10 protein-coding genes and 1 tRNA gene are annotated in these 12,446 nt (G+C 61.7%); 9 read left to right on the plus strand and 2 right to left on the minus strand.

Annotated elements, in window-relative coordinates; genetic code table 11:
- Positions 1-3: 3 nt before the first annotated feature.
- The 9 genes from AADW57_RS16310 (at position 4) to AADW57_RS16350 (ending at position 10,964) form a co-directional block, all read left to right on the plus strand.
- Positions 4-717 carry a Crp/Fnr family transcriptional regulator gene (locus AADW57_RS16310; RefSeq protein ID WP_341667934.1) on the plus strand — a complete coding sequence of 238 codons (714 nt, stop codon included), beginning with the start codon at positions 4-6 and terminating at the stop codon, positions 715-717.
- A gap of 92 nt (positions 718-809) precedes the next feature.
- Positions 810-1,484 (plus strand): DUF1971 domain-containing protein, encoded by a 675-nt coding sequence (locus AADW57_RS16315; RefSeq protein WP_341667935.1) that lies wholly within the window; start codon positions 810-812, stop codon positions 1,482-1,484.
- 234 nt (positions 1,485-1,718) lie between these two features.
- Positions 1,719-4,787, plus strand: a complete 3,069-nt coding sequence (gene fdnG, locus AADW57_RS16320) for a formate dehydrogenase-N subunit alpha (RefSeq protein ID WP_341667936.1) — start codon at positions 1,719-1,721, stop codon at positions 4,785-4,787.
- 9 nt (positions 4,788-4,796) lie between these two features.
- A complete protein-coding gene (gene fdxH / locus AADW57_RS16325) occupies positions 4,797-5,714 on the plus strand; it encodes a formate dehydrogenase subunit beta (protein WP_341667937.1) in 918 nt (305 codons plus the stop codon).
- A complete protein-coding gene (locus AADW57_RS16330) occupies positions 5,707-6,360 on the plus strand; it encodes a formate dehydrogenase subunit gamma (RefSeq protein WP_341667938.1) in 654 nt (217 codons plus the stop codon). The genes fdxH and AADW57_RS16330 overlap by 8 nt, the downstream gene beginning before the upstream one ends.
- An 86-nt stretch (positions 6,361-6,446) precedes the next feature.
- Positions 6,447-7,373: a formate dehydrogenase accessory protein FdhE gene (fdhE, locus tag AADW57_RS16335; protein ID WP_341667939.1), complete on the plus strand. Its 927-nt coding sequence runs from the start codon at positions 6,447-6,449 to the stop codon at positions 7,371-7,373.
- Between the two features lie 70 nt (positions 7,374-7,443).
- A complete protein-coding gene (gene selA / locus AADW57_RS16340; RefSeq protein WP_341667940.1) occupies positions 7,444-8,877 on the plus strand; it encodes an L-seryl-tRNA(Sec) selenium transferase in 1,434 nt (477 codons plus the stop codon).
- Positions 8,874-10,796: a selenocysteine-specific translation elongation factor gene (gene selB / locus AADW57_RS16345; RefSeq protein ID WP_341667941.1), complete on the plus strand. Its 1,923-nt coding sequence runs from the start codon at positions 8,874-8,876 to the stop codon at positions 10,794-10,796. The genes selA and selB overlap by 4 nt, the downstream gene beginning before the upstream one ends.
- Before the next feature lie 72 nt (positions 10,797-10,868).
- Positions 10,869-10,964, plus strand: a tRNA-Sec gene (locus tag AADW57_RS16350).
- A 2-nt stretch (positions 10,965-10,966) separates the two neighbouring features.
- Here AADW57_RS16350 and AADW57_RS16355 read toward each other — a convergent pair.
- Positions 10,967-11,575 (minus strand): helix-turn-helix domain-containing protein, encoded by a 609-nt coding sequence (locus AADW57_RS16355; protein WP_341667942.1) that lies wholly within the window; start codon positions 11,573-11,575, stop codon positions 10,967-10,969.
- 87 nt (positions 11,576-11,662) lie between these two features.
- Positions 11,663-12,445: an aldolase gene (locus AADW57_RS16360; RefSeq protein ID WP_341667943.1), complete on the minus strand. Its 783-nt coding sequence runs from the start codon at positions 12,443-12,445 to the stop codon at positions 11,663-11,665.
- Position 12,446: the final 1 nt, after the last annotated feature.

Raw genomic sequence — 12,446 nt, forward strand, 5'->3', positions numbered from 1 at the left:
AAAATGACAAAAGTCAATGTTCCTGACCGTCTCTTGTCCGCCCCCGAGCTGCTGGCCGCACATCGTCTGCTGCGCGGGCTACCGCCCGAGGCCGCCTTGCAGATGACCGCGCATGCCCAGCTGCAGCAGGTTCGATCCGCGCAGATACTGTTCCATGAAGGCGATGCCGCGCACCATTACCTGTTGCTGGCCAGCGGGCAGGTGGAAGTATTGCGCTACAGCCAGAGCGGCGACGAACGCGTGTTCCAGGTATTCGAGACCGGACAGTTGGTGGCGGAGGCGGCCATGTTCATGCCCCACGGTCGCTACCCTATGTGCGCGCGGGCACGCAGCGCCGCACATATCTATCGTTTGCAGCGCGACAGTCTGCACCAAGCCTGCCGGCAGTGGCCGCAATTAGCCATGAATATGCTGACCGGTCTTAGTTCGACCCTGTATGCGCAGGTCAACAAAGTCGACTGGATCACGTCCAGTTCAGCCGGCGAACGCCTGGCCAACTATCTGCTAAATCTAAAAGAGCGGCAGGGCGCATCCATACAACTGCCTCTGAACCAACGCCAACTGGCCGCGTATCTGGGCATACGCGCCGAAACCCTGAGCCGCCTGTTTACCGACTGGCAAGCACGCGGCTATATCGCGGGCAAGCGCAGCGACTGGGCCCTGTGCGACGAAGCCTACCTGCGCCGCCTGGCCAGCCCCGCTCAGCGCTCGTTCTGAAGCGATGCCAGACAGGCCGGCATGACTTTTGTCATTGGCCGCACGCTTACCTTGCCCAGACAATGCCGATATATCCATTCCTGGTAACCGCCATGTCTGCTTTACCCGGCACACCCGATTACGACGAATCCGACATCCGCAAGCTGGTCATCTCTTTTTATGCCCGCATCCGGCAAGATGAACAACTAGGCCCGATTTTTAATCGGCACGTGCAAGACTGGGACAGCCACCTGACTGTTCTGTGCGACTTCTGGTCCGCCCTGCTGCTGGGCACGCGCCGCTTCAAGGGCGCGCCGATCGCGCGCCATGCCGCCATTCCCGACCTGAACTGGACATTATTCCAACGCTGGCTGACACTGTTCAATGACACCACGGCCCGATTGGATCGGCCCGCCCTCCAACACAAAGCCGATGCCACAGCAGCACGCATCGCCACCAAGCTATGGCAGACCTACCAAGCAAACAGCGCCATGACCTCCTTGCCCGACGCCCTGCCCCCCGGCCTGGAACACTACAGCCAGTCGCCGGTATTCACGCCCGAGAACCTGCCCGCGGCCCTGACCCGGGCGCATACCACCCGCGCCGGCACCTGGGGTTTGCTGCGCGTATACAGCGGCATACTGCATTTTTCCCTGGACCAGGCACCGTTTACCGAACTCGTCCTGAGCGCCGGACAAACTGTGGTGATCGAACCGGGCATTCCCCACCACGTCCGTTTCGAGCTGCCGGGCAGTTTTCAGATCGAATTTCACAAAATGCCGGGCTGACCCACCAAAATGGCCTTAAAAATCATAAGTGAATACCCTAAACACACAGAAAAACCACTGGATAGATAAAAAATCTAATTAAATCAATGGTATTTTCAACACAGCAAAATTAATTCCGGCTCGTTTTCTGTAGGCCCCAAGCTTATACTGTCGAACCTATAAAACGGGAGTGACGCTCACAAGGCGGCTCCCGTCCGATTTTCAATTACCAATACCACTCGATTGGAGAGCCGCATGGTCAACATGAATCGGCGTCAGTTCTTCAAAGTGACGGGGGCTTCGCTGGCCAGTTCCAGCATGGTTCTGCTGGGCGCAGCGCCCACCCCCGCCATGGCGGAAGTCAGGCAGTACAAGCTGACCCGCATGACAGAGACGCGCAACACCTGTCCTTACTGTTCTGTCGCCTGCGGGGTACTGCTGTACGCCCGTGGCGACGGTGCCATGAACGCCCAACCCAGCGTGGTGCACATCGAGGGCGATGCTGACCATCCCGTCAACCGCGGCACGCTCTGTCCCAAGGGCGCGGGCCTGGTTGACTTCATCCATAGCCCCAACCGCCTGAAGTTCCCCGAATACCGCGCCCCCGGCTCGGACAAGTGGGTGCGCATGTCGTGGGACGAAGCCTTCACCCGCATCACCCGTCTGATGAAGGAAGACCGCGACGCCAACTTCGAGGCCACGGCCGCCGACGGCAGCGTGGTCAACCGCTGGCTCACCACCGGCATGCTGGCCGCTTCTGCCAGCAGCAACGAAGTGGGCTACATCACGCATAAGGTCATCCGCAGTTTCGGCGTACTGGCGTTCGACAACCAAGCTCGTGTCTGACACGGCCCGACGGTGGCAGGTCTTGCCCCGACGTTTGGCCGTGGAGCGATGACGAACCATTGGGTCGACATCAAGAACGCGGATATTATTCTTATCATGGGCGGCAACGCGGCCGAGGCTCACCCTTGCGGGTTCAAATGGGTCACGGAAGCCAAGGCGCACAACAAGGCGAAACTGATCGTCGTGGACCCCCGTTTTACGCGGTCGGCGTCCGTGGCGGACTTTTACGCGCCCATACGCACCGGAACGGACATCACCTTCCTGGGCGGAGTCATTAAATACCTGCTGGACAACGACAAGATCCAGCACGAGTACGTGCGCAATTACACGGACATGTCGTTCATCGTGCGCGAAGACTTCGACTTCGAGCAAGGGCTGTACTCCGGCTACAACGAAGAAAAGCGCAGCTACGACAAGTCCTCCTGGGACTACGAGCTGGGCGAGGACGGCTACGTCAAAACCGACCCCACCTTGCAACATCCACGCACGGTGTACCAACTGCTGCGCAAGCACTACGAGCGTTACACGCCCGAGATGGTGCAGCGCGTCTGCGGCACCCCGCAGGACAAGTTCCTGAAGGTCTGCGAAATGCTGGCCTCCACGGCGTCGCCCGATCGCGCCGGTACCATTCTGTACGCACTGGGCTGGACGCAGCACAGCATCGGCTCGCAAATTATCCGCACCGGTGCCATGGTCCAGTTGCTGCTGGGCAATATCGGCATTGCCGGCGGCGGCATGAATGCGCTGCGCGGGCACTCCAACATCCAGGGCCTGACCGATCTGGGCCTGATGTCCAACCTGCTGCCCGGCTATCTGACGCTGCCCAATCAGGCCGAACAAAGCTTTGACGGCTACATCGACGCACGTACCCAGAAGCCACTGCGGCCCAACCAGTTGAGCTACTGGCGGCATTACAAAAAGTTCCACGTCAGCCTGATGAAGGCCTGGTGGGGCGATGCCGCCCAGGCCGACAATAACTGGGCCTTCGACTACTTGCCCAAGCTGGACAAGCTGTACGACATGCTGCAGGTATTCGAGCTGATGGACCAGGGCAAGATGAACGGCTATATCTGTCAGGGCTTCAACCCCCTGGCCGCCGCGCCGTACAAGAAGAAACTGCTGCGTTCGTTCTCCAAGCTCAAGTACATGGTCATCATGGACCCGCTGGTCACGGAAACGTCGGAATTCTGGCGCAACTACGGCGAGCACAACGATGTGGACAGCGCCTCGATCCAGACCGAGGTTTTCCGCCTGCCCACCACCTGCTTTGCCGAAGAAGAAGGCGCGCTGGTCAATTCGGGCCGCTGGCTGCAATGGCACTGGAAGGCGGCCGAGCCTCCCGGCGAGGCCAAGAGCGACATCGAGATTATGGGCACGCTGTTTACCCGCCTGCGGGCCATGTACCAGAAAGAAGGCGGTGCCTATCCGGACCCCATCCTGAATCTGTCCTGGCCTTACTCCAACCCCGACGACCCCAAGGCCGCCGAACTGGCCAAGGAATACTCGGGACGGGCGTTGACCGATCTGAGCGATCCCAAAGACGCCAGCCGCGTCACCCGCAAAGCGGGCGAACAGCTGGACGGTTTTGGCGAATTGCGCGACGACGGCAGCACCGTCAGCGGTTGCTGGATCTATGCCGGTGCCTGGACGCAGCAAGGCAACCAGATGGCGCGACGCGACAACAGCGATCCGACCGGTATTGGTCAGACCCTGAACTGGTCTTGGGCCTGGCCGGCCAATCGTCGTGTGCTTTATAACCGCGCTTCCTGCGATGTGGCCGGCAAGCCGTTTGACGAACGTCGCCAACTGATCCACTGGGACGGCAAACGCTGGGGCGGTGCCGACGTACCGGATTACAAGGCCGACGAAAATCCGGACGGCGGCATGGGGCCCTTCATCATGAACCCTGAAGGCGTGGCGCGCTTTTTCGCCCGCAAAGGCATGGCCGAAGGCCCCTTCCCCGAGCATTACGAGCCTTTCGAGACCCCGCTGGGCTACAACCCGCTCAGCCCGAACGAGCCACGTGCCGTCAGCAATCCGGCTGCCCGTGTGTTCAAGGACGACCTGGCCACGATGGGCAAGGTCGAGGACTTCCCGTATGTGGGCACCACCTACCGCCTGACCGAGCACTTCCACTACTGGACCAAGCACGTGCGCCTGAACGCCATCGTGCAACCGGAACAATTCGTGGAAATCGGCGAGGAACTGGCCAAGAAAGAAGGCATCGCCCACGGCGACCACGTCAAAGTGTCCTCGAACCGCGGCTATATCAAAGCCGTGGCCGTGGTCACCAAGCGCATCAAGGCGCTGAACGTGGACGGCAAGACGGTGCATCAGGTGGGCATACCGATTCACTGGGGCTTTGTCGGGCTGGCCAAACCGGGTTTCCTGGCCAATACGCTGACCCCGCCGGTGGGCGATGGCAACTCGCAAACCCCAGAGACCAAGTCCTTCCTGGTCAAGATCGAGAAGGCATAGGAGTAAGCCATGGCATTGCAATCACTGGATATCAAACGGCGCTCCGCCACCACTACCCCTTCGCCCAGCGTGCGTGAGCCCGTGGGCGGCGAGGTGGCCAAGCTCATCGACACCAGCAAGTGCATAGGCTGCAAGGCCTGTCAGGTCGCCTGCATGGAGTGGAATGACACCCGCGATGAAATCGGCACGAACATCGGGGTGTACGACAACCCCATTGATCTGACCGCCAAGTCCTGGACCGTCATGAAGTTCTCGGAATACGAGGACAACGAAGGCAATCTGGAATGGCTGATCCGCAAGGACGGCTGCATGCACTGCGAGGACCCCGGCTGCCTGAAGGCGTGCCCGTCGCCGGGCGCCATCGTGCAGTACACCAACGGCATTGTGGATTTCCACGAGGAAAACTGCATCGGCTGCGGCTACTGCGTGACCGGCTGCCCCTTCGATGTGCCGCGCATTTCGGAAAAGGACAAAAAAGCCTACAAGTGCACCTTGTGCTCGGACCGTGTGGCGGTCGGACAGGAACCGGCCTGCGCCAAGACCTGTCCGACCGGCGCGATTGTCTTTGGCACCAAGGACGACATGAAGCAGCATGCCGCCGAGCGTATCGACGACCTGAAGTCGCGCGGTTTCGAGAACGCCGGCCTGTACGACCCGGCCGGTGTGGGCGGCACGCACGTCATGTACGTGCTGCACCATGCCGACAAGCCGCAGCTGTACAGCGACCTGCCCAAAGACCCGCAGATCAGCCCCATGGTCTCGCTCTGGAAAGGCGTAGCCAAACCCATCGGGGTGGCTGCGATGGCCCTGACTGCACTGATCGGCTTTTTCCACTACATCCGTACCGGCCCGAACGAAACGGATGAAGAGGACGAACGCCGTGCGGACGAGCAAGCGCGACAGATCAAGGAGGCCCACCATGACTGAGCATAAACGCGACAAAATGATTGTGCGCTACACCACCAGCCAGCGCATCAATCACTGGGTCATCGCCATCAGTTTCGTACTGCTGGCGCTGTCCGGCCTGGCGCTGTTTCATCCTTCGCTGTTCTGGCTGACCAATCTGTTCGGCGGCGGTCCGTGGACGCGCATTCTGCACCCGTTCATCGGCGTGGTGCTGTTTGTGTGTTTTTTCGCATTTGCCGCCCGCATGCTGCACCACAACAGCTTTGACCGCAGCGATGCGGCCTGGATGCGTCACTTCAAAGATGTGCTCAATGCCCACGACGAGCGCATTCCCGAAGTGGGACGCTACAACGCCGGCCAGAAGATCCTGTTCTTTGCGCTGGTGTTGCTGGTACTGGGTCTGATGGTGACCGGCGTGGTGATATGGCGCGAGTACTTCTCGGCCTTCTTCCCCATCTGGGCCATACGCCTGGCATCGGTGCTGCACGCCGTCTTTGCCTTGCTGATGATTTGCGCGATCATCGTGCACGTCTACGCCGGCATCTGGGTCAAGGGCTCGATCAAGGCCATGACACGCGGCACCGTCACCCGTGCCTGGGCCTGGAAGCACCACCGCAGCTGGTTCCGCGAAGAAATGGGCGAGCGCCCGAACCGTACGACCAAATAAGGTCTTATCCCGGCCCGGCGATCCCGGGCTCACCGGCTGCCATGCCCGCCTGCGTGCATGGCAGCTTTTTGTTTCAGGAGTCTGCCTTGCAACGCATCCTTCCGCGCGGCGAGATCGAAGGTCTGGATCACACATCCATCCCACGGCTGCGCCTGCCAGTGCGCGCCAGTGTCTTTGCTGACCGCGCAGCCCGGCTGCGCCAACTGGCCGCCGACAATCCAGCCGGTGCGTATTTGAATCTGCTGGCTGTCCTGGTCGAGGGCCAACACCGCGAACTGAACGCCCTGCCCGACACAAGCTTGCCCGCTGAGCTGCTGACCACCGCCCAGACCCACGGCATGCCCCCCCTGCTGGCTTCGGGCTGGAATCGCGACCCCCAGTGGCGCACCATCCTGGCCAAACTGCTGACCCACATGCAACAGACGCCGGGCGTGCCGGAAGCGGCGGCGCAGGTTTGCCAGACACTGCTGACCCGGCTGCACACACAGCCACAGTCCATCGAAGAACTGGCCGATGCCCTGCTGGCCGAACAGTTGCCGGATCAGGACGGCGCAGCCGCTCCCTTTGTCATGGCCGCCCTTCAGGTCTACTGGACCCATCTGGCCTGCTCTCTGGACGAAAGCCAATTGTCCGTCAGCAGTCCTTTTGGTGTCTGCCCGGCCTGCGGCAGCCTGCCTGTCGCCAGCGTCGTGCGCGTAGGCGGCCGCGAGGACGGCTGCCGCTACCTGTGCTGCCCGCGCTGTTCGGTGGAATGGCATCTGGTGCGTGTGACCTGTTCGCACTGCGAAAACACCAAAGGCGTCGCTTTCCACGCTATTGAAAACGGCCCCGAAGGCATCAAGGCCGAATCGTGCGACAAGTGCCACACCTATCGCAAGATCTTCTATCAGGAAAAGCAGTTAGGCATAGACCCGGTCGCCGACGACCTGGCCAGCCTGGCGCTGGACGTGCTGATGGGCGAAGAGGGTTATTCGCGCTCCAGCGGCAATCCTTTACTATGGCACCTGAGCTGAACTGACTCGATGGGCGCTACCCGACACGCGCCCATCGAGTCCCCATATCCCCCGTGATAGCCTTGTGCCGATGAACACTGCCTCCCCTATCCCCGCAGCGCCCGCCGGGGCCAAAGACATTCCTTCCCTGGATCGCCTGCTGCGTTCGCCCGAATTCGAACCGCTGCTGCGCGCCTGGGGTCATACTCAACTGAGCCAGATCAGCCGCATCTGTCTGCAAGAGCTGCGCGAAACGGCCTTGAACGGACAACTGCTCCATGCCAGCCTGACGTCAGCCGCTCTGGCGCATACTGTGCAAACCCGGCTGGCAGCCCGGAATGCGCCCCGTCTACGCCCTGTCTATAACTTGACCGGCACCGTATTGCACACCAATCTGGGACGCGCCTTGTTACCCGACGAATCCGTGCACGCCGTGCTGCGCGCCCTGACCTCGCCCGCCAATCTGGAATTTGATCTGGACACCGGCGGCCGGGGCGACCGCGACGATCTGATCGAACCGCTGCTGTGCGAACTGACCGGGGCCGAGGCCGCAACCGTGGTCAACAATAACGCCGCCGCCGTGCTGCTGATGCTCAATACACTCAGCGACCAACGCGAAAGCATCGTATCGCGCGGCGAACTGGTGGAAATCGGCGGTGCCTTCCGCATCCCCGACATTATGAAGCGCGCGGGGGCGCGCCTGATCGAGATCGGCACCACCAACCGCACGCATGCGGCCGACTACGAAAACGCCATCGGCCCGGACACGGCCATGCTTTTAAAAGTCCATTGCAGCAACTATGCCGTCAAAGGCTTCACCAAAAGCATCGATATCGGGCAAGTCGCCCAGATCGCGCACGCACGCGGGCTGCCGGCCTGTGTTGACCTGGGCAGCGGTACCCTGGTCGATCTGGCCCAATGGGGCCTGCCGCCCGAGCCCACTGTGCGCGACACCATCGCCGCCGGCGCCGACATCGTCACCTTCAGCGGCGACAAACTGCTGGGCGGGCCGCAAGCGGGCCTGATCGTAGGCCGCGCCGAGCTGATCCGCAAAATCAAGAAAAACCCGCTTAAACGCGCCCTGCGCGTAGGCAAGCTGACACTGGCCGCCCTGGAACCGGTGCTGGCCCTGTACCGAGACCCTGAACACCTGCCCGAACGCCTGACCACGCTGCGCCTGTTCACCCGCCCGGCCAGCGCCATGCAAAAGCAAGCAACCCGCCTGACTCCGGTACTGCAAGCATGGGTCGGCACGGACTTTGTTGTGGAAACCGCCGCACTGTTCAGCCAGATCGGCAGCGGTGCCATGCCCGAAGATGTGCTGCCCAGTTGCGGCCTACGCATCCGCCACCTCGGCCCAGGCCGCCCCGGACGGCACCTGGCGCATCTGGAGACCCGGCTGCGCAGCCTGCCCCAACCGGTTATCGGCCGCATCGCCGAGGACGCGCTGTGGCTGGATCTGCGTTGTCTGGAAGAAAATCAGGAACCCGCCTTCGCAACGCAATTGAACGCGGATCGGACATGATCATCGGCACAGCAGGCCATATCGACCACGGCAAAACCACCTTGGTTCGCGCCTTGACCGGCGTGGACACCGACCGCCTTCAAGAAGAAAAAAAACGCGGCATTTCCATTGAATTGGGCTATGCCTATACCCCCCTGGCCGACGGCCAAGTGCTGGGCTTTATCGATGTGCCCGGCCACGAACGCCTGGTGCATACCATGGTGGCCGGTGCCACCGGCATCGATTTCGGCCTGCTGATCGTGGCAGCCGACGATGGCGTCATGCCCCAGACACGCGAACACATGGCGGTGCTGCAACTGCTGGGGCTACAAGACGGAGCCATCGCCATCAGCAAGGCCGACCGCGCCGATGCAGCGCGCATCGAGCAGGTACGCGCCCAGGTCGCCGCCTTGACGCAAGACACTTTTTTACAGAACGCCCCGGTTTTTGTGGTGGATGCCGTATCCATACACATGCCCGGCGTGGATGCCTTGCGCCGCCACCTGCACGAACGCGCCATGCATACGTCGCAGCGCAATCAGGCAGGTTATTTCCGCCAGGCCATCGACCGCGTCTTTACCCTGCCGGGCCACGGCACCATCGTGACCGGCACCGTGCATGCCGGCCTGCTGGATCTGGACGGCCCGCCACTGGATCTGCGCCTGATGCCCCACGGCAAACCCGTACGGGTGCGCAGCATCCACGCCCAAAATCGACCCGCTCGTCAAGCCTTGGCCGGCCAACGCTGCGCCCTGAACCTGGGCGGACTGGATGTACGCGACATCGCGCGGGGCGATTGGCTGGCCGATGCCCGCCTGTTCTCGCCCTCCTGTCGCATTGATGTAGAACTGACTCTGTTGGATAAGGCCGACGGTCCGCTGCGTGCCTGGTCACCTTGGCACGTGCATCTGGGCGCAGCCCATCTGACCGCGCATGCGGTGCCGCTGCAAGGCGATGCGCTACAGCCCGGCCAGACCGGCAAAGTCCAACTGGTATTCGAACAGCCAGTCTGCACGGTGACTGGCGAGCGCTTCATTCTGCGCAATGCCCAGGCCCGTGACACTGTAGGCGGTGGTCTGATCCTGGACCCCGATGCCCCGGACCGCAAGCGTCGCGCCCCAGCGCGTTTGGCCTGGCTGGACGCCTTGGCTGGCTGGGCACGCGGCGCAAATCTAGACACCCTGCTGGCACAGGCCCCTTACGGCTTGGCTGAATCTACCTTGCTGCGTCTGGCAGGCGGTGACCAGACACGTCTGAGCCTGCCGCCGGATGCGCTCTGGCTGGAGCCGGGCCGTGGACAGGGCGAACGTCTGCTGATGGACGGCGATCGTCTGCGCGCTCTTTGTTCGCGTATTGAAACCACCGTTCTGGAATTTCATGATCGCAACCCCGATGAGCCGGGCCTGTCTGCCAGCCGCCTCAAACGCATGGCCGCCCCGACCATGCCCGATACACTTTGGGCCGTCCTGATCGAACGCCTGATCCAGGAAGGCCAGCTGGCCCGTCAGGGCTCCTGGCTGCATCGCCCAGACCATCGCATTTGCCTAAGCCCGGAAGACACCGCACTGGCCACCGAGCTGCTGCCGCGCATTGAGGCGGGCGGTTTCGATCCCCCCTGGATGCGCGATCTGGCGCGCGAACTGACCGAACCGGAAGAGCGGGTACGCACCTTGCTGCGTCGGCTTGTTCGCCAGGGCGATCTGTACCAGATCGTACACGACCTGTTTTACCACCATCGTCAGGTCGCGCACCTGGCCCGGGTCATCTCCGAGCAGGACGCGGGCAAGGGCATCAGCGCCGCCCAATTTCGGGACGCAACCGGCCTGGGACGCAAACGGGCTATTCAAATCCTGGAGTTTTTTGATCGCATCGGCTACACCCGCCGTCTGCGCGACCGCCACGTGCTGCGTGGCGAAGCCTGGCCAGAACAGACGCGGTAATCATCTTGCGCGTATGCGCAACGCATCGGACTAGGCTGCACCGCAGCCCTTACAGTATGATGTCGGCTTCGTGGAAAGCATCCGTGCCCGGTGGCACGGCCGGGCTTCAAACCCGGTTGGGGGCGTCAGACGTTCCCAGGTAGGTTCGACTCCTGCTGCTTTCCGCCACTTCACTGCGGCTGCATCACGCCGCTCTGCCCGGTTTCTCTTGCCAGACCGGATCGCTCCGAACACGTAACCGCCAGTACCTGGGCCTGCTCCTTGCCAAGGCTCAGCACGCTATGGGGTAGTTCGGAGTCGAAATACACCGAATCGCCCGCTTCCAGCGTAAAGCTGTGCTCGGCAATCGTGACCTGTATCTGCCCCGACACCACAAACACGAACTCTTCACCCGCATGCGGAAAGATGGTCGGCTGCGCCTGCTTTTCGTGGGGGGGGTAAATAATAAATGGATTCATCAGGCGAAACCGCCGCCGCCCCGCCATCGCTTCGTATCGTCCGCCATCCTGTCCGCGGTGGCCCGGCAAAGGCAGGCGCTCGTCACGGCGCACAATGCACACGCTCTCGTCCTGATCGACATCGGCCTCGCCGATCAATTGCGATACCCCCATGCCATAGGCCTGGGCCAATTTGATGACGGTCGAAATCGACGGCGCGCTGACCGCCCGCTCCAGCTTGGACAGGTAGCTTTTGGTCAAGCCGGTACGCTGGGCCAACTGCTCCAGCGACAAACCATGTTGACGGCGCAGGGCGCGCAGCCGGAAAGGAAGATGGGTCATGGTCAAACAAGAGGCGTGACCTCCCGGCTCCGCTAGGGACAGCCCCACAAAGGGCCGGGACGTCGATAAGAAATTCGGCCCCTTATTCTACTCAAGAACATCCGCATGGCGCTTTAAAGCTTGTCGGGCGTAATATTCAAAGCCGATTTGCGAACGCTTGGGGCGCAGTATCCAATCGTGCGCCTCCCGTCCCAAGGCAGGCACGATAGGCTTGATCTGACCGGCCGACATGGCCAGCAACTGCATGCGGGCCGTGCGCTCGAACTGCAAGGCCAACACACAAGCCTCTTCGATGGAGCCCGCCGCCACCAGCATTCCATGATGCGAGAGCAGAATCGCGCGCTTATCGCCCAGCGCCTGCGCAATGATCTGGCCTTCCTCGTTGCCCACGGGCACACCGGGCCAATCTTTTAAGAAGGCACAGTCGTCGTACAACGGACAATTGTCCATGTGCGATACCTCCAACGGCACCTCCAGCATGGACAAGGAAGCCGCATGCAAAGGGTGGGTGTGGATAATGCACTGAACATCCGGCCGGGCCTGATAGATCCAGGAATGGAAACGATTGGCCGGATTGGGCATGCCTTGCCCGTGCAGCACGTTCAGATCCTGATCGACCAGCAATATATTGGACGCTGTGATTTCGTCAAAGCCCAGGCCCAGCTGTTGGGTAAAGTAGGTGCCAGCCTGTTCGCCACGCGCTGTAATCTGCCCGGCCAGCCCCGAATCGTGACCGCCATCGAACAAAATGCGGCAGGTCAGAGCCAGTTTTTGGCGCACACTACGTTCGGGCAGCTCGAACTGGGCCTGCATCTGGCTTTGCGACTGTGCGATCAGCACGGACTTGGGCAGGCTCATGGTGTCATTCATG

This window comes from Alcaligenes sp. SDU_A2, assembly GCF_038237375.1.
GTDB lineage: Bacteria > Pseudomonadota > Gammaproteobacteria > Burkholderiales > Burkholderiaceae_B > Alcaligenes.

Bases quoted from the DNA above. Each gene is read 5' to 3' on its own strand.
- AADW57_RS16330 (WP_341667938.1), top strand. From the start codon at position 5,707: ATGACTGAGCATAAACGCGACAAAATGATTGTGCGCTACACCACCAGC.
- selA (WP_341667940.1), top strand. From the start codon at position 7,444: ATGAACACTGCCTCCCCTATCCCCGCAGCGCCCGCCGGGGCCAAAGAC.
- selB (WP_341667941.1), top strand. From the start codon at position 8,874: ATGATCATCGGCACAGCAGGCCATATCGACCACGGCAAAACCACCTTG.
- AADW57_RS16355 (WP_341667942.1), bottom strand. From the start codon at position 11,575: ATGACCCATCTTCCTTTCCGGCTGCGCGCCCTGCGCCGTCAACATGGT.
- fdxH (WP_341667937.1), top strand. From the start codon at position 4,797: ATGGCATTGCAATCACTGGATATCAAACGGCGCTCCGCCACCACTACC.
- AADW57_RS16360 (WP_341667943.1), bottom strand. From the start codon at position 12,445: ATGAATGACACCATGAGCCTGCCCAAGTCCGTGCTGATCGCACAGTCG.
- AADW57_RS16310 (WP_341667934.1), top strand. From the start codon at position 4: ATGACAAAAGTCAATGTTCCTGACCGTCTCTTGTCCGCCCCCGAGCTG.
- AADW57_RS16315 (WP_341667935.1), top strand. From the start codon at position 810: ATGTCTGCTTTACCCGGCACACCCGATTACGACGAATCCGACATCCGC.